Here is a 24,463-nt window from a genome sequence, read left to right on the forward strand (position 1 = left end):
CGATCGTTAAGACGTTTGAGGTTAAGGTGACGGTGACTGACCGTTTCTTTGACGAATTTAGGTGGTACCACGTTGCATTTGTATGTTCACGTCCTATAGGAATTTTTCCTATAGGACTTTTTTTTATCACTAAGTGGCTAGTTTAAGTCAGAATAGTGAAAATGGCTGCAGGTGGCAAATTTTAAGAATGAAAAATTTTATATTAATTAGGAGGAATAACATGAGCTACAATCACAAAGAGATTGAGAAGAAATGGCAAAAATATTGGGCTAAGAACAATTGTTTCAATACATTGGATGACCCAAATAAAGAAAAATTTTATGCACTAGATATGTTTCCCTATCCATCTGGACAAGGCTTACACGTAGGTCACCCGGAAGGCTATACAGCAACCGATATTCTTTCACGTATGAAACGTGCGCAAGGCTATAATGTGTTGCATCCAATGGGCTGGGATGCGTTTGGTTTGCCAGCAGAGCAATATGCGTTAGATACAGGAAATGACCCAGCTGAATTTACTAAGAAAAATATCGAAACATTCCGTCGCCAAATTAATTCACTAGGATTCAGCTATGATTGGAATCGTGAAATTAATACCACTGATCCTGAATATTACAAATGGACACAATGGATATTTACAAAATTATATGAAAAAGGGTTAGCTTATGAAGCAGAAGTTGCGGTTAACTGGGTACCTGAACTAGGAACTGTTATTTCAAATGAAGAAGTCATTGATGGAAAAAGTGAACGTGGCGGTTATGATGTGGTTCGCCGACCAATGCGTCAATGGATGTTGAAAATTACTGCTTATGCAGATCGCTTATTAGAAGATTTAGAGCTTGTTGATTGGCCAGAAAGTATTAAAGATATGCAACGAAATTGGATTGGACGTTCTGAAGGAGCCAATGTGACCTTTAAAGTCGCTGGCACAGAAGAAAGTTTCACGGTGTTTACAACCCGTCCGGATACCTTGTTTGGTGCAACCTATACTGTTCTAGCTCCTGAACTAGAACTAGTGAAAAAAATTACGACACCTGAACAAACAGCAGCTGTAGAAGCATATATTGAAGAAACCTCAAAAAAATCTGATTTAAATAGAACGGATTTAGCAAAAGAAAAAACAGGTGTTTTCACAGGTGCGTATGCGATAAATCCAGTCAATGGCCAAGAAATTCCAATTTGGATTGGCGATTATGTTTTAGCAAGCTATGGTACAGGCGCAATCATGGCGGTCCCAGCGCATGATGAACGGGATTACGAATTTGCGAAAACATTTGGCATTGATATCCTACCAGTAATCGCAGGTGGCGACATTACAACAGAAGCCTATACAGGGGATGGACCGCATATCAATTCTGATTTCTTAAATGGATTAAACAAAGCAGAAGCCATCGCTAAAATGAATGAGTGGCTAGAAGAAAATCACGTAGGGAAAAAAGAAGTATCCTATCGTTTACGTGACTGGTTATTCTCTCGTCAACGCTACTGGGGTGAACCAATTCCTGTGATCCATTGGGAAGATGGAACAACCACAACGGTTCCTGAATCTGAGTTACCTCTACGTTTACCAGTAACATCGGATATTCGCCCAAGTGGAACTGGGGAATCGCCATTAGCAAACATTGATGAATGGGTCAATGTCGTCGACCCTGAAACTGGCATGAAGGGAAAACGTGAAACGAATACTATGCCACAATGGGCTGGAAGCTCTTGGTATTACTTACGATTCATTGATCCTCATAATAAAAATGAAATTGCTGATTTTGAAAAATTAAAACGTTGGTTACCAGTTGATATCTATATTGGTGGTGCCGAACATGCGGTGCTGCATTTACTTTATGCTCGTTTTTGGCATAAATTCTTATATGATATTGGCGTGGTTCCTACCAAAGAACCTTTCCAAAAATTATACAACCAAGGTATGATTTTAGGAGAAAACAACGAAAAAATGTCTAAATCACGTGGCAATGTTGTAAATCCCGATGATGTGGTGGCTAAATATGGTGCGGATACGTTACGTCTTTATGAAATGTTCATGGGCCCATTAGATGCTTCCATTGCTTGGAATGAAAATGGATTAGAAGGAAGTCGTAAATTCTTAGATCGCGTTTGGCGTCTGATTGTTGATGAAGAAGGCAAAATGCGTGACCGAATTACCACAATTAATGATGGCCGTTTAACGAAAATTTATCATCAAACGGTTAAAAAAGTGACAGAAGATATGGCAAACTTGCACTTTAATACAGCGATTTCTCAATTAATGGTTTTTGTGAATGAAGCCAATAAAGTGGATGCCTTACCTTATGAATATGTGGAAGGATTTGTCCAATTACTTGCACCAATCGCGCCACATATTGGTGAAGAACTATGGCAAATTTTAGGTAACGAGGAAAGTTTAACTTATGTCCCTTGGCCAACCTATGATGAAGCGGCCTTAGTAGAAGATGAAGTGGAAGTAGTTTTCCAAGTGAACGGAAAATTACGTGGCAAACAAAATGTCGCTCGTGGGTTAAGTAAAGAAGAATTAGAACAAATTGCAATGAACCATGAAGCTGTTAAAGAATTTATTGAAGGAAAAACAGTGCGCAAAGTGATTGCTGTTCCAGATAAATTAGTAAATATTGTTGCAAATTAAGTTTACATGTTTTTATTAAAAAAAGAGCCGGACGTATCAAAACGTCCGGCTCTTTTTAAGGTTGTTTTGTTTTACCTTTTTGATTCATATGTTCTTTACATGTGATTGTTATAACTGAAAGCAAGGCAATGAAGAGAAAAAAGTAACCGAGCGGCGTACAGAAAAAGGCGGGTTCTTTTAAAAGTCCATCGCTAGATAATGTTGATCCAACTAAAATAGAGATCATAAATAATAAAAGACTAATCAAGCCAAGAAATAAGCTAATACGATATTTTTTCAACTTCAGTTCCTCCTTTAATGAACTATCACTAAGATAAATCAAAAAGGTTAACTTTTTTTTAGGCAACTGTTAAAACTTAGATAAGAAATCTATTTTCTAAGTTTGTCGTTGTTGGTAATTGGTTAAGATCATACGTGAAAAGGGACCGACAATCAGCAATTGATAAGGAAGCGCAACAATAAAGTTCAGGCCCCAAGCTTGGAAATACGCACTTAGTGACAACGTCTGGCCTTCCATTAATAAGCCAAATAAAGACATACAAGTCACCATGCCGATAATCATGAGACTCGAAATGGTCAGAATAAGTAATAGCCGTTTTTCTTTATTAAAGGGTAAAGAAAAAGCGATTTTCTTAGCTAAGACACCAACGATGAAAACGTCTAAAATAAAAGCAACGATAAATCCAGGAAGCAAACCTTTTGATAAGGCGTACAATGAAAATTCTCCATGCAATAATAAATTATAGGTGCTCATTCCGAAAACCATCAGAAAGCACATTAACGTAGTAAAAAGCATTCCTTCTTTTTTATTAGTAGGCATTTTTTTCTCCTTTCATTTATTGAGAGTAATGATTGTTCTAGGCAGAAAAAGGACAAATTCTCTCGACTTTTACTAGTGTAGCAAAAATAAAAGTTCTTCATAAGTTAGAATTTGCTAAGAATTTGATTCAAATAAAAAGGTGTACTAAGTCAGCAGTACACCTTTTTATTCGTTATTTAGTTTATTTTTGTGTTATTTGTAACGTCCTCTCCAAACCATTTTTGAGAAATTTTACTAAGGGTGCCATCTTTTCGTAACGTTTCAAAGGCAGTATTGATTTTTTTGACTAATTGATTGTCTGATTTGCGGACGCCCACAGCAAAATCTTCATTGTCATAGCCGACATGAGAAATAGTATAGTTTTTTAAATTATCTTCGTGGGAAAGATAGTAGTTGGCGTAGACGCGATCAATTAGGAGCCCATCAATTCGGCCAGATTTTAAATCTAAGAAAGCTTCATTAAACCCGTCATATAAAATAGGCGTTTGGTCTTTAACAAATTTTTTCAAAACGTCAGGCTGACTTTCGAAGCCATCATAGCCAGAAGAGCCATTTTGAACCCCTAAAATTTTGCCTTGCATGTCGCTCGCTGTTGCAATGTTTTTTTCTTTTAAAGAAACAAGTACTTGGTCGTTCGTCATGTAGGGTTGTGTGAATTGAACTTTTTCAGCCCGCTCGCTCGTTTTAGTGTAGCCGTTCCAAATAAGATCAATGGTTTGATTTTGTAATTCTGTTTCTTTCATAGACCAATCAATCGGTTGGAAGTCAACGGAAATGCCATAAAGTTTAAAAACCGCTTTGGCTAAGTCGACATCAAAGCCGACAATGTTGCCTGATTTATCTTGAAAACCCATGGGCACAAAGGAGTCATCTAAGCCAATAATAATCCGTTTTTCTTCGTTAATCCGTGTCCATTGATCTTCGTTGCTTTTTCTTTTACCACAACCTGCAAATAGGAGTAAACTACAACAGATAACCAGCAAGGCTAAAGAATATTTCTTTTTCATCATAAACTCCTTTCTATTGGACGGGGGCAACCGTCAAAAGATTGTCTGCAATTTTTTCAGCGAAAGCCATATCGTGGGTCACGACAATCTGTGTCATGCCTTGTTTCCGTAAATCTAAAATAACTTCTTCCACTTGTTGGCGTAAAGCTGGATCTAGCGCGCTCGTTGGTTCATCGTACCCAAGAACTTTTGGCTTCATTGCTAAGGCACGAGCAAGTGCAACTCGTTGTTTTTGTCCACCGGAAAGTTGGTACGGATAGAGTTTTTCTTTACCAGCCAAGCCCAATTTTTCCAGTAATTCTAAAGCTTCTTGCTGACTTTTTGCTTTTTCTTCTTTTAGTACTAATGTAGGTGCTAAGGTAATGTTTTCTAAAACTGATAAGTGAGGGAAAAGTTGGAAATCCTGGAAAACGACCCCAACCACTTGATCGGCATTGTCCATTTCAGCAGGATTGAAAGGAACACCATCCAACAAAAGCTCACCAGAATCAATGGTTTCTAAACCAGCTAAACAACGAAGTAAAGTGGTTTTTCCGCCGCCTGAAGGACCAACAATCGTTAAAATTTTACCCTCTGGAATTTCTAAATTTAAGTGATCAATGATGGTCCGGTTATCAAAATGTTTGGTTAAATTTTTAATAGTTAACATGGTAAAGTCCTCCTATTTATAATATTGATAGAATTTTTCAATTTTCTTAGAAGCAACAGTCAAAATTGCCGTAAAGAGTAAATAAATCACTCCCACTAAAGCTAATGGCACTAATGTAACATCGCGGCTCATCGCAATTTTACCAGCACGTAAAAGATCGCCTAAGCCAAGAACATAAATAAGAGAAGTATCCTTGACCAAATTGATAATTTCATTTCCTGCGGAAGGCAGCACGATTTTAACAACTTGTGGCAAAATAATCCGGGTGACTGTTTGAAAACGTGTTAAACGTAAAACCTTAGCAGCTTCATATTGACCTTGGGGAATTGCTTGAATCCCCCCGCGGAAAATTTCAGCAAAGTACGCAGCATAATTTAAAATAAATGCGAATAAGGCCGCATCGTAACGTTCAAAGACAATACCAATTAATGGTAAGCCGTAAAAAACAAAAATTAATTGTAACAATAGCGGAGTGCCGCGCATTAACCAAATGTAGAGGTTAATTAAGTAACGTAAAGGTTTAAACGAACTTTGTAAAATAAAGGCAATGATAATCCCCAGTGGAATCGAGCCAAGGAGCGTAAAGAAAAAGACTTTCAGCGTCATGCCAGCTCCGCTAACTAAAGCAGGTAAAATTTCTAAAATATAATCCATCATTTTTTCCTCCAACAATTTTTATTAAAAAACAAAAAAGCCTCTTGGCTGTGAGCCAAGAGGACGAATCGCATTCGTGGTGCCACCTCAATTTACTTATCTTTCACAAGATAAGCCTTATGTAGTTGCGTTGACAACTACTCTCTGTTAACGATAGAGTCACCGGTTTTTCTTACTAAAGGATTCAGAAAAACATCTTTTAGGTGTGAGTAAAGAAGAATCCATCTTTTTCTTTCAGCCAATGAAAAAGTCTCTGTAAAGGAAGAGCTAAATTACTATGTCCTAAGCCTTGATTGTAAGTATGAAATTGTTCGAACGGAACAGAAAACCTGTTGCTTTTCTAGCTTATCCCATTAAGGATATGGAAAAGAGGACAACAGACTTGAGCAGTTGAGGCACTCTCTCAGGTTGAAAAGCGCATCTAAAAAACAAAAAAGTCCTTTGACTGACTAGCCAAAGGACGAATAATCAATTATCGTGGTTCCACCTTAGTTTATTCGTGTTTCGCAACACGAACCTTATGAAGTTCATAACTTCGCCTGCTAACGAGTGGTCCCGGACTTTCCTACTAAGGGTTCAAAAAGTCAACTCCCAGATGTGGTTCGCTGTTTCTTTACGTCTTTTTCCACCAACCAAAGACTCTCTTCACTAAAGGAAACAGTTACTCTTCTGTTCTCTGTTTTTCAATACTGTACCACCAGAAAAAATATCTGTCAACTCTTATTCTTAAAAAAATATTTTTCTTTCAAAAAGTAAGTGCTGAAAAAGGACAAATGTATGGAAAATCATGTAAAATGTAAGTAAGTTGTTTGAACAGAAGGAGGAGTTTTGGTATGAAACAGAAAAAGTGGTTAATCGGACTTGTTGCACTGGGCTTGGTTTTAGCAGCATGTGGAAGTGGCGGTTCGAAAACGACCTCGAATGAACCAGCTACACAGAAAATTAACGTCGCATCTGGTGGTGAACTCTCGACATTAGACAGCGCTCATTATACAGATGTCTATAGTTCCGATATGATTGGTCAAGTAGTTGAAGGCTTGTATCGACAAGATAAAAACGGAGATCCTGAGCTAGCTATGGCGAAAGCAGAGCCACAAGTTAGTGAAGACGGGTTAGTCTATACATTCAAGTTACGAGAGGCAAAATGGACAAACGGGGATCCAGTTAAAGCAGGGGATTTTGTAGTTGCGTTTAGAAACGTGGTCGATCCAGCGTATGGTTCAAGTAGCAGTAATCAAATGGATATTTTTAAAAATGGGCGTGCGGTGCGGGAAGGACAAGCCACGATGGAAGAATTTGGTGTCAAAGCAATCGATGACCAGACACTAGAACTAACATTGGAAAATCCAATTCCTTATTTAGCCCAAGTCTTAGTTGGAACACCTTTTATGCCTAAAAATGAAGCCTTTGCCAAAGAAAAAGGTACTGCCTATGGGACTTCTGCAGATAATTTTGTTGGCAATGGACCGTTTGTAATTTCAGGCTGGGATGGCAATTCCGAAACTTGGAAATTGAAGAAGAATAATCATTATTGGGATAAAGAACACGTAAAATTGAATGAAATTGATGTTCAAGTAGTGAAAGAAATTGGCACAGGAGCCAATCTTTTTGATAATGGCGATTTAGATTACACTGTTTTAGCAGATACTTATGCACTTCAGTATAAAGAGTCAAAACAAGCGCATTTTGTACCTAAAGCCATGGTGGGTTATTTAAGCCCAAATCATCGCCGTGAAATTACCGGCAACGAACATGTTCGAAAAGCTTTTTTACAAGCGATTGATAAAGAAACTTTTGCAAAAGAAATTTTAGGAGATGGCTCGACAGCTTTAAATGGATTTGTACCAGCTAATTTTGCAAAAAATCCAGATACAGGTGAAGATTTCCGCAAAGAAAATGGTGATTTATTGCCATATAATATTAAAGAAGCCCAAGCTAACTGGACCAAAGCGAAAGAAGAGTTGGGCAAAGATAAAATTGGATTGGAACTAATCTCAGCGGACTCAGCGATTGCCAAGAAAACCATTGAATTTGTTCAAGGGCAATTGCAACAAAATTTACCAGGTTTAACAATCAAATTAAAATCATTGCCTTTGCAAAATCGTTTGGATTTACAAACAGCAGGTAATTACGATTTAGCCTTTGGAACATGGACGCCTGATTATGCTGACCCCATTAACTTTTTAGAATTTTATGACTCAAAAAGTGGCTTAAATACTTCTGGTTATAACGATTCAGCGTATGATGCGGGTCTCCAAAAAGTTAGAAAAGATTACGCCAATGAACCTGAAAAACGCTGGAATGAATTACTAAGTTTAGAAAAAACATTAATTGAAAAAGATGCCGGTGTTTTACCCTTATTCCAAGGAGCCATTGGTTACTTGAAATCAGATCGCTTACAAGGTTTGCAAGTATTTTCTTTTGGTCGCACAGTATCCTATCGTTTAGCTTATGTAGAAGAATAAATTGACTTCTGAAAAGTCCTATCTTTTGAAAAAGTCTGCTTTCTGTTTTATCCTTAAAGTAGGAAAATTAACTAAAAAAATCAACTATGAAAGGTAGGTTTTTCAAATGTTTAGCTTTCTATGGGCATTAATTGTCGGAGGAATTATTGGCGCAATTGCTGGCGCAATTTTAGGAAAAGACGTGCCAGGTGGCATTATTGGAAATATTATCGTGGGCTTTTTAGGAAGTTGGGTAGCATCACTCTTGTTGCCTTCTTTAGGACCAGTCATCGGCGGTTTTCCAATTATCTCAGCGTTGCTAGGAGCGATTATCTGTATCGCTATTTACTCTTTTATTGTAAACCGCAAGGCGTAAAATTGTATCAAAATGATATCTTGAAAAGCATCATAAAACTTGTGAAGGTTGATCAAACCATTACTTTTGATGTCTTTTCTCTCATATTTTAAGTCTATGACAAAAATTTCTTTGGATTTTTGTCATAGACTCTTTTTTTAAAATATTTATTATGAGAATTTCCTGCGTTAGACTGCTTATTTTTCATTTATTATTCATTTTTGATAAAGGAAGTTTTGTTGGATAAAGTGAATAGCTCAAGGCTCAACAAAAATAAAGAAAAAATTAATATGTTAAGTTTAGGAAAGGGGAAATTCTGCTCTCATAATACGCCGTTTTATTCATTAAACGATAGTTGAAAAAAATATGTGCCCTTGTTATTCTTTGAATTAAACTAATGGGGGCGAAAAGCATGGAATCGTTAAAAAGTAATCTTTTTTTGACTAGAGAAGCATATTTGGAAGCTTTTGAAACAATCATGACACCTTTAAAAACGGCTATTTTAACATCAGAAAAACCTGGCGTGAATTTTGGGTCCAGTGGTGCTGTCTATGATCAGCAACATGCTGAAATGGAAGCGCTCATTCGACCATTATGGGGAATTGGACCGTATTGGGTTGCTTGTAAAGATGATGTTTTAAGAGATGCTTATGTGGAAAAATTAATCGCAGGAACTGATCCGTCATCCCCAGATTATTGGGGCGATATTGTTGATTATGATCAATATATTGTGGAAGCAGCAGCATTATCTTTAACTTTATTGCTTCATAAGACATATTTTTGGTCCTGTTTTTCTGAGAAACAGCAAGAAAATATCATGGTTTGGTTAAATAAGGCACTTGGTTGTAAAATTCCTAAAAATAATTGGACGTTTTTCAAAGTGCTCATTCGTTTGGCACTCGAGGGATGTGGACAAGTGATTAACCAAGCGGAACTAGAGGAAGAATTGGCGTTGATTGAACGCATGTATTTAGGTGATGGTTGGTATATGGATGGTAAAACTACGCAAAGAGATTATTATATTTCGTTTGCTTTTCATTATTATAGTTTGATTTATGTCAAATTTATGCGAGAAAGAGATCCTATTCGTGCGAAACGTTTTACAGAACGAGCCGTTATGTTCGCGCAAGACTATCTGTACTATTTTGATGAGGAGGGCGAAGCGTTACCTTACGGACGTAGTCAAACGTATCGATTTGCTCAAGGAGCGTTTTTCGCAGCTTTGATATTTGCAGAAGTAGAGGCGTTACCTTGGGGACAAATAAAAACGTTGTTAGCAAAACATTTACACTGTTGGATGCAACAGGCTATTTTCACTTATGATGGTCGGTTGTCCATTGGCTATCATTACGAAAATTTAGTAATGGCAGAAGGTTATAACGCACCAGGCTCTCCGTATTGGGCCTTTAAAACATTTTTGTTGCTCGCTGTGGATCAAGACCATCCGTTTTGGCGTGCTGAACCGTTGGCGATAAAACGAGAAGAAAAGCGTTTGATAGAAAAGGGAAACATGTTATTAATCCATCCTAAAATGAAAACGCATGTCCTCGGCTATCCTGCAGGACTATGGCTTGAAAATCAAGCGCATGCCGCGGCTAAATATAGTAAATTTGTCTATTCTAGCCGCTTTGGTTTTAGCGTTCCCAAAGCTGGTGCGCGTTATGAGGAGGGGGCTTTTGATAACGTATTGGCTGTTTCTCGTGATGGTGAATATTTTCGTGTTAAAGGGAAAGTTCATGATTTTTATTTAACAGAGGAGCAAGTTTATTATAAATGGCTACCTTTTCAAGAAGTAGAAATTGAAACAACCATTTATCCTTTTGGAGAATGGCATGTTAGAGTACATGAAATAGTGACATCGGTTCCATTAAAAGTGCGCGAAGGAGGATTCAGTCTACCGTTACTTGGAAAATTTTCAGAAAAAGAACTTGGTAAAGAGTGGGCTAGAGTCGATTCAGGAGAATTGTGTTCGCAAATAGTTGCAATTGAAGGATATGACCACGCAGGTATTCTTCAACCTGAACCCAATACATCGTTGTTTTTCCCAAGAACAAGTTTACCTTATTTGCAAAAAGAGCTACCAATAGGAACGCATCGCCTGATTTGTTTGGTAGGTGGTGTGACAAGGGAGGAATAAAAAATGATAAAAATCGAATTGAAAAATAAAGACAATCAGATTATTACTGGCCGAATCGATCACGAGAAGCCAGAAGCGCCATTCATGGCGGAGGGAGACACGTTAGCGGTATTAGCAATTAAACAGTACCTTTATCAAGTAGGCGATAAAATTGTAGTGACTTATACAGGGGCTACCCCTTATTTGATGGTTCAATTAGATGAAACTTTGGCTCCTTCATTGATTTATTTGAAAGAAAAAGTTTGGGAATATCAAATTCCATTAGAAGAATCTGCTCGAAAAGCTTTTGTTGATACGGCCTTTCATTCAGCAAGGCACCAAATAATGGTTCGACAAGCGCACACGTTTGAAAAAGACAATTATCAAAATCTTTCTATGAATACACATGACCAAAAAGAATATTCAGGAGCCTATCCTCATGCGTATGCAAACGTTGAAACGAGAGACGATGCTGTTTTCTTTGCGAAAAATGCTATTGATTCTAAGTTTGGTAACCTTTCTCATGGCTCGTATCCGTTTGCTTCTTGGGGAATTAACCAACAAAAGGAGGCACAGTTAACGATTGACTTTGGCAGGCCTGTAGAAACGGACTGGATCCGCTTGCTATTTCGGGCGGATTACCCACATGATAGCTATTGGGAGGAAGTCACTTTAGCCTTTTCAGATGGAGAGGAACGAGTAGTTGCCACAACGAATACCGCCTGTTTTCAAGAAATAAAGTTCCCAATGAAAACAACACAAACTTTGACATTAAAATGCTTACGAAAAGCGCTGGACTCTTCTCCATTTCCAGCGTTGACCCAAATTGAAGTATTCGGTCGGAATAAATAACAAGAGGTCGGGACAGAACCGTTTAGCTCCGAGAAATAAGAAGAAATTTCCGAAAATTGATCTTTGATTTTTGGAGAATTTCAGCTTATTTCCGAAGGAGTTGGTTCTGTTCCCGCCGTTTATCAGTTTTTGAGCGTGGAACAAAAATCCAAAGTGATTTTTGTCCCACGCTCTTGTTTTTAAGAGAAATAATTAAGAAAGGTCGCTTTTTATTTTCTTTTACGTTATAATACAATAAGTTAATATGTTAACAAGTTAAGGAGTGGTGGAGATGTGTAGTCAAGAAAATAAACAAAGACTGATCTCTCTAGGAGAAAATGTCACAGATGAATGGATTCAAACGCAATTAAATGAATGCGTTTCAAAAATTGCTAAAAATATGCAGCGTTTCGGAACACAGTTTCCTTCAGCTTGTGCTACGAATGGTCGATATCGTCTCAAAGCTAACGATGATTGGACCAATGGCTTTTGGACAGGCATGCTTTGGCTAGCATATGAGTGGTCTCACCAAGAAAAATTTCGTTTACTAGCAATGGAAAATATTGACAGCTTTCAACAACGATTAGAGGAGCATTTTGTTTTGGACCACCATGACATTGGTTTTTTATATAGTCTATCAGCGGGTGCTGGGTATAAAATTACCAGTGATGAGCGCTGTAAACAAGAAGTGCTAGCTGCCGCTGAAGTATTGTCAGCACGATTCCAAGAAAATGGCTCCTTCATTCAAGCGTGGGGCCATTATGGTGATCCCAAAGAATATCGATTAATTATCGACTCATTAATGAATTTACCGCTTTTATTTGAAGCAACTAAATTATCTGGAAATAGGATTTATGAGGAAATTGCCTCACGTCACTATCATACGTTAATGAAAACGGTGATTAAATCCGATGCGACAACTTATCATACCTATTATTTTGATCCAGAAACAGGCAGACCAAAACATGGAGCTACGCATCAAGGACATAGTGATACTTCCATTTGGGCACGAGGCCAAAGTTGGGCAATTTTAGGGATTCCCCTAAACGAAACATTTCTCCATTCCCAACCATTTCCAGAAATTTATCCACAAATAGTGGAGGTTTTTCTAGCTCATTTGCCAGCAGATTTAATTCCCTATTGGGATTTTGATTTTAATGACCAAATGCCATCTGACAAAGATAGCTCGGCACTGGCAATTGCGGCATGTGGTTTATTGGAAGCAGACAAACTACAGGCATTTCCTCAAGCGAAAGAGCTTGCCAAAGGAATGATTTATCAATTAGGAAAATATTATCGTACGCAAAATGATTCCGAAAATGAAGGACTGCTACTCCATGGTGTTTACGCACATGCAGAAGGAAAAGGGATTGATGAACCCAATTTATGGGGCGATTATTTTTACATGGAAGCCTTAATGCGTTTAGCAAAACCATCATGGCAAAGATACTGGTAAAGGGGAAAAATGATGCAAACGTTTGAGATTAAAGAAGACTTTTTATTAAATGGACAACCAATAAAAATTATTAGCGGGGCGATTCATTACTTTCGAATGACACCTAGACAATGGGAAGATAGCCTCTATAATCTGAAAGCTTTAGGAGCTAATACAGTAGAAACCTACATTCCTTGGAATATTCATGAACCAGAAGAAGGCGTATACGATTTTGAAGGAATGAAAAACATTGAAGCATTTGTCCGCTTGGCAGAAAAATTGAATTTACTAGTTATTCTGCGTCCTTCGGCTTATATTTGTGCAGAATGGGAGTTTGGTGGCTTACCAGCATGGCTTTTGAAAGAAAAAGGTGTGCGATTACGTTCGACAGATCCTATTTTTATGACTAAAGTTCGTAACTATTTTCAAGTATTATTGCCTAAACTAGCACCGCTGCAGATAACACAAGGTGGACCAGTGATCATGATGCAGGTTGAAAATGAATATGGGTCCTATGGCATGGAGAAAGCGTACTTGCGACAAACCAAGCAGATAATGGAAGAACTGGGGATTGAGGTTCCTCTTTTTACATCTGATGGCGCTTGGGAAGAGGTTTTGGATGCGGGGACGTTAATTGAAGAGGATGTTTTTGTGACAGGAAATTTTGGTAGTCATTCGAAAGAAAATGCTGCCGTTTTGAAAAAATTTATGACTCGTCATGGTAAAAAATGGCCGTTGATGTGCATGGAATACTGGGATGGGTGGTTCAATCGTTGGGGCGAACCAGTGATTCAGCGAGAAGGTACCGACTTGGCGAAGGAAGTAAAAGATATGCTGACAGTGGGTTCTTTAAATCTCTATATGTTTCATGGAGGAACAAATTTCGGCTTTTATAACGGGTGTTCGGCGCGAGGTGCAAAAGATTTACCTCAAGTCACTAGCTATGATTATGATGCTTTATTAACAGAAGCAGGAGAACCAACAGAAAAATATTATGCCGTTCAAAAAGCAATTAAAGAAGTATGTCCAGAAGTTTGGCAAGCACAACCACGCACGAAAAAACTGGGGAATTTAGGAAGCTTTTCAGTAACTGCTAGCGTATCTTTATTCGCAGTAAAAGATCAAATGATGACACCGAAGACCACCGCGTATCCATTAAGTATGGAAGAAGCTGGCTCAGGCTATGGCTACTTGCTTTATTCGTTTGATTTAAAAAATTATCATCATGAAAATAAACTAAAAGTGGTTGAGGCCAGTGATCGTTTACACATTTATGTAGATGGAGATTTAGCTGCTACCCAATATCAAGAGACAGTGGGAGAAGAGCTACTGATTTCAGGGCAAACTGAAAAAGACACACTTGCGTTAGATATCTTAGTGGAAAATTTAGGTCGCGTTAATTATGGCTTTAAATTAAATAATCCGACACAAAGTAAAGGAATTCGAGGTGGAGTGATGCAAGACATTCATTTTCATCAAGGCTATCAACACTATCCCTTAACTTTTTCACAAGAGCAATTAGCCAAGATTGATTACACAGCTGGAAAAAATCCATTGCAGCCTTCGTTTTATCAAGTAACATTTGAATTAGAACAGCTAGCAGACACGTATATTGACTGTCGAGGCTACGGCAAAGGATTCGTTGTGGTCAATGGTCATCATCTAGGTCGTTATTGGGAAATAGGACCCATTCATTCGCTGTATTGTCCCAAAGAATTTTTACAGCAAGGACAAAATGAAGTAGTAATTTTTGAAACAGAGGGAATTGAAATTGAGTACTTGAAATTTACGAATCAAGTAATCATAGACTAAAAAACTAGAAGTAGAAGCTGAAATTTATTCGGCTTCTACTTCTATTTTGGTTTTGAAATATTTCCAATGTTTATAACTAATAATATATTCAGCAACACTACCATCTGCGAGATAGGAATGTTTAACTTGTTTAACAGCGGGTTCACGAAAACTTAATTGAAGTAAATTCAATAACTCAGCATCTTCGGGAAAGACAATTTCATTTGTTTCTACAGAAGCCAACGAGAAGAGGTCTACTGAAAAATCTTTACGGACTCGTTCATACACACTTGCATAAGCTGTGAGGTCCTTTGAGAGCGGCTCTTTAACAAGCTTTTTGGGAAGATGTGTGATATGTACGAGAAAGGGTGTATCTTCAGAATAGCGTACACGCTTGATTCTATAATAAGAAGCGTTAGCTGGTAAGCCTAATTCCTTTAAAATTTCGGCTTGATTTTCTTCTTCAATTGAAAGGACTTTAACTTTTTCAGAGTCTAAAGAATGCAACTCGATATCAGAAAATTTTACATTTTGAGAAACTTTTGATTTCGAAACAAAGGTCCCTTTTCCTTGGATACGATACAAGTAACCTGCACTGGTCAGCTCATTCAGTGCTTTGACAGCTGTGATAGAGCTAACAGCATATTTTCGTTTAATATCGGCTTCAGAATAAAATTTATCACCAGGAATAAAGGTATGATTTTTTATTTCACGTAAAAGGTCTTGTTTAATTTGTTCATATTTAGGTAACATGCGATTGCCTCCATTCTAGTAATCGAATGAATTAAGCATAACATGTTAACTAGCCTTTAGCAAACACTTTGAAAAAGAGGAAAGACAATTTTTATTTAAAGAATTCAAAAAAATAAATTCAATATATTAAGATATTAGGTTTACGGATAACTTAGTATGTGTTATAGTAAGTTCGTAGAGAACATAACATGTTAAGTAGGATCGCCTACATCTAGGGAGGGAAATTCGTGGAAAACATTGTACTAATTAGTCATGGTAGCATGGCTGAAGGCGTCAAAGTTAGCTTAGAAATGATCGTTGGTCGGCAAGAACACGTGCATACAGTCTCATTACGACCAGATAGCGACAATCTTCAATTTGAGAAAGAGCTAAATGAAAAAATGAAAGCCCTTAACGGTACGACACTGATTATTGCTGATTTACTAGGAGGAACGCCATGTAACGTGGCAACTAAGAATTATTTGAACGTTGACGGAGTGGAAATTATTGCAGGGATGACGCTCTCTGTTGTGATTGAAGCAGTGGTTAATCAACAGGCTTCGATTAAAGAATTAGTTTGTTTAGCACAAGAAAATATTGTTGATGTAAAGGCTGGAATGAATCAAGCAGAACAAGAGATTTCAGAAGCCAGCAAAGAAAAAGAATTAAGTAACTATAGTCAATATGCTGGAAAAGAAAATATTGTAAACACACGGATCGATGAACGGTTAATTCATGGACAAGTAGCGGGAATTTGGTCGACAAGTCTTAGTACACAGCGAATAATTGTAGCCAATGATGAGGCGGCTACAGATCCTTTACAAAAATCATCTTTGAGAATGGCAGCGCCTTCTTCGATGCGTTTATCTGTTCTTGGAGTAGAGGCTGCCGCTAAAAATATTCAATCAGGAAAATATGGTAAACAGCGTTTATTTTTATTATTTAAAAATCCGAAAGATGTGCTCCGCTTTATCGAAGCGCAAGGACCTATCAAAACTGTAAATGTTGGGAATATGAGTTACAAAGAAGGAGCACGCGAAGTAACAAAAAGTATTCAAGTTTTACCAGAAGAAGAACAAATTTTTGAAACAATCGCTTCAAAAGGCGTCACTGTGACAGCCCAATTAGTTCCAAACGATCCAGTCGTTGATTTTATGAAAAAATTACGCGGCTAAAACTGTCAGACTAAGAAAGAATATTTTTAAATTTAGGAGGAAATTTCAATGCATTTAGCAGCGTATCAAATTATTTTAATTACTATTTATGCGTTTATTGCTATTAATGACTCACTTATTTCAAATACGTTGACGCAACCAGCTATTGCTGGAATGATTTCTGGAATGATTATGGGAGATTTAAAAACTGGTTTAATGGTTGGCGGCACTCTTCAATTAATGCGTTTAGGAATTGCTGCTTTTGGTGGAGCATCGGTACCTGATTATTTCACAGGGGCTGTTTTAGGAACCGCTTTCGCTGTAATCTCTGGAAAAGGAGCGGAGTATGGTATTGGCTTAGCTGTTCCTGTTTCTCTGTTGATGTTGCAACTAGATGTAGTGGCCCGTTTTTGTAATGTCTTTTTACTTCATAGTGTCGATAAAGCGATTGATAAGATGCAAGTAAAACGGATTCCACGCTTAGTTTTATCTGGTTCTGTTCTATGGGGACTGTCTCGTGCCATTCCGATTTTATTAATGTTATTAGCGGGGGATGCTGTAGTAACAACGATTACCGATAACATGCCAGAATGGCTAATGACGGGCTTAAAAACAGCTGGAGGAGTATTACCTGTTGTCGGTGTAGGGATTTTATTACGTTACTTGCCAACGAAGCAATATATCCCCTATTTACTATTAGGCTTTTTCTTAGCGGCTTATTTAAAAGTTCCAATGTTAGGTGTTTCGATAGTTGGGATGGTAGCAGCGATGCTTGTATTTAAACGTGATGGGGCAAAAAGCACGACACAAGCAACAACAGGAAATGGTGATTTTGAAGGAGGATATGACGGCGATGAGTAAGCATAAACTGACAAAAAAAGAATTAAATGCAATTAGCTGGCGTTATATTTTAGGAAGCCAATTAAACTGGAACTATGAACGTATGATGAGTTCAGGATATTTATACGGCATCTTACCTGTTTTAAAAAAATTCTATGGTCATGATGAAGCACAATTTCAAGATATGATGCGCACACACAATCAATTTTTTAACACCAATGCTATTTTTGGGAATTTAATTATGGGGATTGATGTGGCGATTGAAGAGCAAGATGGTTATAAAGCGAAAGAAACAATTATTGCGTTAAAAACAGCTCTGATGGGTTCTTTGGCAGGCGTTGGGGACTCTTTATTCCACGTTATTTGGGGGACGATTTTCGGCTCTGTTGCAGGGACACTGGCTCAAAATGGTTCGGTGGTTGGCTGTGTTATTTGGATTATTGCAAATATTGCACTATTGTTTGGTCGGGCCGCGCTCTTACCACTTGGTTATAAGCAAGGGGTCAAACTAGTGACGACCTTAAAAGACAAGTTATCTGCCTTTACGAATGCAGCAACTGTTCTTGGTGTGACTGTGATTGGTGCCTTAATTCCTTCAGTTATCAAGGCGACAGTTCCTTTTGTTTATAAAAAGAACGGGGTCGAATTAGTTATTCAAGATACGTTAGATGCAATTTTACCTTCCTTAGTTCCAATCTTACTTGTTCTTTTAACTTATTGGATGTTAGGTCAAAAGAAATTAAATTCCACACGAGTGATTTGGATTATTTTAATTTTATCGATTGTTTTGAGTGCCTTTGGTATTTTGGCGTAAAAAGTATATTAAGTGATTTTCAGAGAGTCGGAGAGTGTAGAAAGTATTTTTCTTCACTCTTTTTCTCTAATTCGGATGTAAGCGTTTTACGATAATTTTTTAGGAGGAGAAAGAATGAAAAACAGGAAAATATGGGTAATGCTGGTCGGACTGTTTACTGCTTTGACGAGTGGATTTATGGGAACCACCCTTACTTTTGCAGAAGAAAACGAAGCGAGCCAAACGATTGAGCAACCCTCTTACATTTCAGATTTCCCCAATCAAGTTGGGCATTGGCAAGATTTGGTGGGAACAGCAGAAAAAAAGAATGATTCTACTGGTTTATGGATCGCAAACACGAAGCAAGGGACAAACCTCGAATCTGTCTCTATCAATCTTGATGCACGCGAACAATCTTCAGGAGATCTTGAACTAACCTTTTTATATGAAGGACAAAGTAACTTCGGATTGGTTTTCCGCGGAGATAAACAAAAGACGAGTCAATGGCAATCTTTTGCTTATAATCGTGACGGCCGCTGGCAATTAGGACAACCAGGCGGTAAATGGCTAACTAATATTCCGGGGCCAACATTACTAAGTGGCCAACAATATAAACTGCTGGTTCGCTATGACGGAAAAAAAATTCAGACATTCCTGAATGATCAATTATTTTATGAAAATGAAGAGGTTCATTATCCTGATGGTACGTCCATTAATGATGACTGGACGGGCGCTGTAGGAATTAGACTATTTGGTAATCTATCAAAGCTGAATATCATTTCTATGAAAAGTGGCTCCGTTGGTAGCATTCCTGTTATCGATTCATCTGCAGAATACCGAGGATTAAAAGAAAAATGGCGAAATCAGCTTGTTTCCAAAGAATATGATTCAACTAACCAAGCGCTTGTAGACTACGTCCAAAAAATCTCCAATGAAGCAACAGAACTCGATCAAACGATGAATAAAGAGCCGAACCGCAGCTATTTATGGCCACTAGAGCCTGGCAATACGCCATCTGCTGATTTAACGACTCAATTTACCAAATTGCAAAAATTAGCGTTAGCCTATGGAACGAAGGAGAGTACGCTTTACCAAGATGACAAATTGGCAGCAACCATTATTGATGGCTTAGATTTTATGGTAACGCAAAAAGGATATGATGGGAAAAAGTACCATGGAAATTGGTGGGACTGGCAAATTGGTGTGCCACAGAAGTTTCTTAATATTCTAATGATTTTAGAGGATAAAGTTTCTCCGGAAAAGCAACAAATCTATACAAATGCGCTGAGCAGTTATGTCCCAGATCCATTTAAACAGTTGTATACAAAACCACAAGGAACGTTTGTGGATTTAGCTTTTATCCCAAATTTTGTGACATCAGGAGCGAACCGAACGGACTTAGCTTTAACTGTTTTGGGGTTAGGAATTTTACAAAAGGATAGCGGGAAAATTAACCAAGCATCCAGTAGTATCGTCGATGTATTTAAATTAGTAACAAAAGGTGATGGTTTTTACCAAGATGGTTCTTTTATCCAGCACAATAACATTCCTTATACAGGTTCGTATGGAAATGTTTTGGTGAAAGGGGTTGGACAAATTTTGGCCATTACAGCAGATTCATCTTTTCAAATGGATGCAACTCTTGTGACAGAATTTGTTGAAAATGTTGATCGGGCCTTTCTTCCTTTGATTTATAAAGGTGAAATGCTACCAACTGTGAATGGCCGTTCCATCTCAAGAGCCCCAGCAGTTGGAAAAACAGGCTATGGCTCAACTACCATGTATAATTTATTAATTGTGGCTAAATTTGCCCCTAATAATTATCAAAAGAAATTTCAAGAAGCCGTTAAATATTGGATGAAGGAGAACCCAGATTATTATTTGACCAATGCTCGTGATTTTAATGATTTACAGATGACTATGCAACTTTTAACTAATCCAGAAATTACGGGAGGGCAACTTCCTTTTACAGGCACGAAACTTTATGCTTCGATGGATCGATTTGTCCAACGAACACCTAGTTATATGTTTGGGCTAGGCTTGTATTCAAAGCGCACTGCATCTTTTGAAGCAGGGAATAAAGAAAATAAACGTGGCTGGCACACTGGTGACGGAATGATGTACGTATATAATGATGACGAGGTTCAATTTAATTCCAGCTATTGGCCAACTGTAGATCCCTATCGACTACCAGGAACAACGGTAGATACCATTTCTTTGGCAGATGAAGTTTCAGCATTTACAACAATCACATCGAAAGAGCAATGGGTTGGTGGAGTAACGTCAGACAATCAGGCAGTAGTAGGGATGGCTCTTAATAAAGACGGGACCAAAAATAATGGGAAACTTTTACCTATGAACCTACAAGCTAAAAAATCTTGGTTTGTATTAAATGGGCAAATTATCGCATTAGGCGCAGGAATTAAAGGCGATACAGAAGCTTCGATTGAGACAGTTGTTGATAATCGTTTGTTAAATGATGCGTATCAGTATCAAGTGTTATCAAATATTGGGGAGATTCATGAGAAAAATGAAACGAGTAAAAAACAATGGTTATTACTAAAGTCGGATCATTCCAATGCTAATATGGGTTATTATTTTCCAGAAGAAACAACGGTAAATGTTAAAAGTGAAACTAGAAAAGGAACCTATAAAGCAATTAATGAAGCATTTCCAAGTGATAAAGAATATGTAGGTGATTATCGAACATTTACGATTCAACATGGTCAACACCCAACGAACGAGCATTATGCTTATGTAGTTTTACCAGGAATCGATGAAACTGATTTAAAAACATATGCTGCCAAAAAAACAGTAGAAGTTCTCTCAAATACAGAAGAAATTCAAGCAGTTAAGCAAGAAGAAGAAGGCTATCTTGGGGTTAACATTTGGTCAGAAACTGGCGGTACAATAGCAGGGATTACCTCAAATAAAGCTATTTCTTTAATAAGAAAGACACAACAACACCAAAAAACGTATACTTTCTCTGATCCCACACAAACAACTAAGACACTGACTTTAAAAATACCAAAAGATTACAGCACAGTAATTAGTCAAAGTGACGGAATCACTTATGATGATGCAACAGAAACCTTTACTATTAATTTTGAAAATGCTGCAGGAAGTAGTAAACAAATTATTGTAGAATAACTAAAAGAAATCAAAGTAGCCTCAAATTCCAGTTTAATCGGAATTTGAGGCTACTTTGTTGAAATTATTTAAGATTCTAACATTTCTGCGGGTAATAATATCGTTTCACGATGGCCATCATCAAAAGCAAAAATTCGCGACGGATATGCCGTAGAATAACTAAATGGTAAGTCGATGGCCATTTCTACTGAACTATTTTCTTGAGAAAAATGGACAGTCACTTTTCCATTATTGTTCAACAAATCAAAGTGAAGTAAGTCGTTTAAAGGGATAACCCCTTTTAGATTTAAGTCAATAATCAACCAAATACTATCAATTAAGCCACTAGGTAAGCTAGAAACAACACCTAATGAAGCATAGCGGCTACGGTCACTATCAAAACGTTCAAACATATGGATGACCTCCTTTTTGTTTACTTACTTTTAGTATACTGCAAATTTTAAAAAAAGAAATTGTTTCGTTTGAAAATATTGCGTAGATTAGCAAAAATTTAATATTCCTCTGTAGCTTCCTAGCTTTGCAGGTGTCATCATTTATATAAAGAAATCAAGACATGCAGTAAAAAGAAAATGGGACGTACGTTGTTTCAACGCACGTCCCATTTCTAAAACTTAAGAGAATCAGCTGAACAAAAGTGTTTTCTTTATTCGGCTAATTCTGGTTCAGTCGTTTCAGCAGCTGTTCCTTCTTCTTCAGGAGCAGTTTGTGCTTCAACAATAGCAACTAGTTGTTCTTCTGGATCAGTTAAAATTTCATAGTCTTTGTGTTCAGGTAAATCAGCGATTGTAAGAGCATCACCAATTTCTAAGTTTGTAATATCTACTTCAATTGATTCTGGCAATTTATCTGGTGTGGCTGCCACTAAAACAGTGTACAAGTTTTGAGCTAAGGTACCCCCAGCTTTCACACCTGCAGATTCACCAATTAATTGAACTTCTGCTTCGACTTCTGTTGTTTCTTTCATATTTACAGATAAGAATTCAACATGAAGCATTTGACCAGTAAAGGTATCTAATTGTGCTTTCGACATTAATGTGTTGATGTTTTTGCCATCAACTGTCATTTTAATAACGGTGTTAGCACCATGTTCGCGTAAAATTTTTGATAAGTCTTTTTCTTCAAAATAGATTGGTGTACTTTCAATTTGGTAACCGTAAACAATGGCAGGTACTTTCCCTTCGTGACGTAGCTGATTTCTTAGTGAACGTGGACGGATAGCTCTTTCTTTAACTTCTAATTGTACTGACATAACCTAATTCCTCCTTGAAATAATGAGTGATTTGGTTAAACTCAGAAACAAAACATAATGGAAAAAAGAAACTCTTTTTTCAGTTGTTCTTGTCTAGAAAAATGCTAACAATAATCAAAAAATCCCCACAAATATTGCCAGGCAACACTCATGGGAATGGTTCATTGTTATCGTTGTTCTCTCCCAGGTCATTACGCTGTTTTTGAGAAACCTTTATTTACTTTACTTATTAACCGTAACACTTATATTTTTATACGTCAAGGAATTACCTTTTTCTACTTTTCATCTTTAACGGATTCCACTATACTAATACCAGAATGGAGCGGAACAATGCGATTAGATAAATTACTAGAAGAACTTCAGTTTGGATCACGCAAAACGGTGAAACGAATAATCAGAGGCAAGCAGGTCACTGTGGATGGCATCGTGACATTAAATGAAAGCCAAAACGTCGATGCGCAATTACAAATGATTAAAGTAAAAGGACAATTAATTTCGCATAAGACACATGTGTACTATATGTTGAATAAGCCAAAAGGTGTGGTTAGCGCTGTTTCAGATGCATCTAAAAAAACAGTCATTGATTTGATTGCGCCACAAGACAGACGCCCTGGTCTTTATCCAGTGGGAAGACTCGATGGCGATACGGAAGGGTTACTTCTATTAACAGATAATGGACAATTAGGGTATCAATTAATTCGGCCAAATAAAGAAGTAGCGAAATGTTATGAAGTGAAAGTCAATGGTTTGGTCTCTGCAGAAGATTGTGCTAAATTTAAAGATGGGATTGTTTTGCAAGGAGGCATTCAATGTAAGCCAGCAAAAATAACTGTTCTTGCAGCGACTGAAACGGAGAGTCATGTTTTCCTGACTATTCAAGAAGGAAAATTTCACCAAGTGAAAAAAATGTTTTTATCTGTGGGGAAAAAAGTGACTGCTTTAAAACGCCAAACTATGGGGCCGTTGCGGCTAGATCCGCAATTACCTTTAGGTGCTTATCGTTCATTAACAAGAGAAGAGTTACAATTGCTATTGCCTTATTTTTTTATTGAAAAACAACAAACAAGCAAAGCGTTACCGAGTAATTTGAAAAGAGAAGAGGAACGGAAATGAAAACATTGCTTTTTGATGTTGATGATACATTGTTAGATTTTAAATTGGCTGAAAAGAAGGCGCTCCATGCCTTATTTGAAGAAGAAAATGTACCATTTACATCTGAAGTCGAGTCAACATACCACCGAATTAATCAAGGATTATGGCGTTCATTTGAAGAAGGAAAAATAACAAAAGATGTTCTCCTTGATACACGGTTTGGTTTATTGTTTGACGCGTTTAATCGAGAAGTTGATAGCGTTAGAATGGGAGAAAACTACCGAGAATATTTAAGTCAAGGACATGACTTGCTTGGCAATAGTCAACGTATTTTGGAAAAATTAGCACCCCATTATGATTTATATATTGTGACAAACGGAGTGGCAAAAACACAGTATCGTCGGTTGGAAGATTCGAAATTAATGCCTTATTTTAAAGATATTTTTGTTTCAGAAGAAGTGGGTTATCAAAAACCGATGAAAGAGTATTTTGATTTTGTTTTTGAACGGATTCCTAATTTTAGTCGAGAAAAAACAATGATTATTGGCGATTCTTTGCATTCAGATATTCAAGGAGGTCAACAAGCGAAAATTCAAACTGTTTGGCTCAATCCGACCTCCGCTCCAGCAACACCAACCATTCAACCCAATTATACGATTCAACAGCTAGATGAGTTGTTACCAATTCTTGGGCATTAAAAAACAACATTTCCTGTA

General features: G+C 37.4%; 21 protein-coding genes and 3 other annotated features (1 of these 24 cut by a window edge). Of the genes, 13 read left to right on the top strand and 8 right to left on the bottom strand.

What is annotated here, in order from left to right; all coding sequences use genetic code 11:
• Positions 1 to 99, top strand: a binding site (T-box leader); it begins 134 nt to the left of the window's first position.
• 121 nt (positions 100 to 220) lie between these two features.
• Entirely contained in the window at positions 221 to 2,635 is a 2,415-nt protein-coding gene (gene leuS, locus IGM13_RS03415) for a leucine--tRNA ligase (RefSeq protein ID WP_010713856.1), read from the top strand.
• A gap of 55 nt (positions 2,636 to 2,690) precedes the next feature.
• On the opposite strand, the gene IGM13_RS03420 is transcribed toward leuS, so the two are convergent.
• From IGM13_RS03420 to IGM13_RS03440, 5 genes are all read right to left on the bottom strand, one after another.
• On the bottom strand, positions 2,691 to 2,915 hold the full coding sequence (locus tag IGM13_RS03420; RefSeq protein WP_002383054.1) for a DUF3955 domain-containing protein: 225 nt from the start codon (positions 2,913 to 2,915) through the stop codon (positions 2,691 to 2,693).
• Positions 2,916 to 3,011: 96 nt separating this feature from the next.
• Positions 3,012 to 3,455 (bottom strand): hypothetical protein, encoded by a 444-nt coding sequence (locus IGM13_RS03425; RefSeq protein ID WP_002355676.1) that lies wholly within the window; start codon positions 3,453 to 3,455, stop codon positions 3,012 to 3,014.
• A 176-nt stretch (positions 3,456 to 3,631) separates the two neighbouring features.
• Positions 3,632 to 4,465 carry an amino acid ABC transporter substrate-binding protein gene (locus tag IGM13_RS03430; RefSeq protein ID WP_002383056.1) on the bottom strand — a complete coding sequence of 278 codons (834 nt, stop codon included), beginning with the start codon at positions 4,463 to 4,465 and terminating at the stop codon, positions 3,632 to 3,634.
• Positions 4,466 to 4,475: 10 nt separating this feature from the next.
• Complete coding sequence (locus IGM13_RS03435) at positions 4,476 to 5,111, bottom strand: amino acid ABC transporter ATP-binding protein (RefSeq protein WP_002355681.1); 636 nt, start codon at positions 5,109 to 5,111, stop codon at positions 4,476 to 4,478.
• A 12-nt stretch (positions 5,112 to 5,123) separates the two neighbouring features.
• Entirely contained in the window at positions 5,124 to 5,768 is a 645-nt protein-coding gene (locus tag IGM13_RS03440) for an amino acid ABC transporter permease (protein ID WP_002420086.1), read from the bottom strand.
• Between the two features lie 53 nt (positions 5,769 to 5,821).
• Positions 5,822 to 6,064 (bottom strand) — a binding site (T-box leader).
• 154 nt (positions 6,065 to 6,218) lie between these two features.
• Positions 6,219 to 6,451 (bottom strand) — a binding site (T-box leader).
• A gap of 147 nt (positions 6,452 to 6,598) precedes the next feature.
• On the opposite strand from IGM13_RS03440, the gene IGM13_RS03445 reads away from it, so the two are divergent.
• From IGM13_RS03445 to IGM13_RS03470, 6 genes are all read left to right on the top strand, one after another.
• On the top strand, positions 6,599 to 8,230 hold the full coding sequence (locus IGM13_RS03445; RefSeq protein WP_002420087.1) for a peptide ABC transporter substrate-binding protein: 1,632 nt from the start codon (positions 6,599 to 6,601) through the stop codon (positions 8,228 to 8,230).
• A gap of 106 nt (positions 8,231 to 8,336) precedes the next feature.
• Complete coding sequence (locus IGM13_RS03450; protein WP_002355684.1) at positions 8,337 to 8,585, top strand: GlsB/YeaQ/YmgE family stress response membrane protein; 249 nt, start codon at positions 8,337 to 8,339, stop codon at positions 8,583 to 8,585.
• Between the two features lie 376 nt (positions 8,586 to 8,961).
• Positions 8,962 to 10,701: a DUF2264 domain-containing protein gene (locus IGM13_RS03455; protein ID WP_002420088.1), complete on the top strand. Its 1,740-nt coding sequence runs from the start codon at positions 8,962 to 8,964 to the stop codon at positions 10,699 to 10,701.
• Between the two features lie 3 nt (positions 10,702 to 10,704).
• Positions 10,705 to 11,532, top strand: a complete 828-nt coding sequence (locus tag IGM13_RS03460; protein WP_002391333.1) for a hypothetical protein — start codon at positions 10,705 to 10,707, stop codon at positions 11,530 to 11,532.
• A gap of 271 nt (positions 11,533 to 11,803) precedes the next feature.
• Positions 11,804 to 12,967, top strand: a complete 1,164-nt coding sequence (locus IGM13_RS03465) for a glycoside hydrolase family 88 protein (protein WP_002420090.1) — start codon at positions 11,804 to 11,806, stop codon at positions 12,965 to 12,967.
• A 12-nt stretch (positions 12,968 to 12,979) separates the two neighbouring features.
• Entirely contained in the window at positions 12,980 to 14,758 is a 1,779-nt protein-coding gene (locus tag IGM13_RS03470; RefSeq protein ID WP_033591657.1) for a glycoside hydrolase family 35 protein, read from the top strand.
• Between the two features lie 24 nt (positions 14,759 to 14,782).
• Here IGM13_RS03470 and IGM13_RS03475 read toward each other — a convergent pair whose 3' ends face one another.
• Positions 14,783 to 15,490 (bottom strand): GntR family transcriptional regulator, encoded by a 708-nt coding sequence (locus tag IGM13_RS03475; RefSeq protein WP_002366233.1) that lies wholly within the window; start codon positions 15,488 to 15,490, stop codon positions 14,783 to 14,785.
• Positions 15,491 to 15,750: 260 nt separating this feature from the next.
• On the opposite strand from IGM13_RS03475, the gene IGM13_RS03480 reads away from it, so the two are divergent.
• The 4 genes from IGM13_RS03480 (at position 15,751) to IGM13_RS03495 (ending at position 21,406) form a co-directional block, all read left to right on the top strand.
• On the top strand, positions 15,751 to 16,644 hold the full coding sequence (locus IGM13_RS03480) for a PTS mannose/fructose/sorbose transporter subunit IIAB (protein WP_002383065.1): 894 nt from the start codon (positions 15,751 to 15,753) through the stop codon (positions 16,642 to 16,644).
• Positions 16,645 to 16,692: 48 nt separating this feature from the next.
• Positions 16,693 to 17,484: a PTS mannose/fructose/sorbose/N-acetylgalactosamine transporter subunit IIC gene (locus tag IGM13_RS03485; RefSeq protein WP_002358771.1), complete on the top strand. Its 792-nt coding sequence runs from the start codon at positions 16,693 to 16,695 to the stop codon at positions 17,482 to 17,484.
• Entirely contained in the window at positions 17,477 to 18,277 is an 801-nt protein-coding gene (locus tag IGM13_RS03490) for a PTS system mannose/fructose/sorbose family transporter subunit IID (protein WP_002383066.1), read from the top strand. The genes IGM13_RS03485 and IGM13_RS03490 overlap by 8 nt, the downstream gene beginning before the upstream one ends.
• Before the next feature lie 114 nt (positions 18,278 to 18,391).
• Positions 18,392 to 21,406, top strand: a complete 3,015-nt coding sequence (locus tag IGM13_RS03495) for a polysaccharide lyase 8 family protein (RefSeq protein WP_048945244.1) — start codon at positions 18,392 to 18,394, stop codon at positions 21,404 to 21,406.
• 68 nt (positions 21,407 to 21,474) lie between these two features.
• Here IGM13_RS03495 and IGM13_RS03500 read toward each other — a convergent pair whose 3' ends face one another.
• Both IGM13_RS03500 and IGM13_RS03505 read right to left on the bottom strand, forming a co-directional pair.
• Positions 21,475 to 21,798 carry a DUF960 domain-containing protein gene (locus IGM13_RS03500; protein ID WP_002355697.1) on the bottom strand — a complete coding sequence of 108 codons (324 nt, stop codon included), beginning with the start codon at positions 21,796 to 21,798 and terminating at the stop codon, positions 21,475 to 21,477.
• A 251-nt stretch (positions 21,799 to 22,049) separates the two neighbouring features.
• Complete coding sequence (locus IGM13_RS03505) at positions 22,050 to 22,655, bottom strand: 50S ribosomal protein L25/general stress protein Ctc (protein ID WP_002420095.1); 606 nt, start codon at positions 22,653 to 22,655, stop codon at positions 22,050 to 22,052.
• 330 nt (positions 22,656 to 22,985) lie between these two features.
• On the opposite strand from IGM13_RS03505, the gene IGM13_RS03510 reads away from it, so the two are divergent.
• Together IGM13_RS03510 and IGM13_RS03515 are read left to right on the top strand one after the other, a co-directional pair.
• Positions 22,986 to 23,768, top strand: a complete 783-nt coding sequence (locus tag IGM13_RS03510; RefSeq protein ID WP_002358774.1) for a 16S rRNA pseudouridine(516) synthase — start codon at positions 22,986 to 22,988, stop codon at positions 23,766 to 23,768.
• Positions 23,765 to 24,445, top strand: coding sequence for a YjjG family noncanonical pyrimidine nucleotidase (locus IGM13_RS03515; RefSeq protein ID WP_002378056.1), 681 nt, complete (start codon positions 23,765 to 23,767; stop codon positions 24,443 to 24,445). Before IGM13_RS03510 ends, IGM13_RS03515 begins: the two co-directional genes overlap by 4 nt.
• The last annotated feature ends 18 nt before the right edge of the window (positions 24,446 to 24,463 follow it).

Source organism: Enterococcus sp. DIV0561 (assembly GCF_050539875.1).
Taxonomy (GTDB): Bacteria; Bacillota; Bacilli; order Lactobacillales; family Enterococcaceae; genus Enterococcus; species Enterococcus faecalis.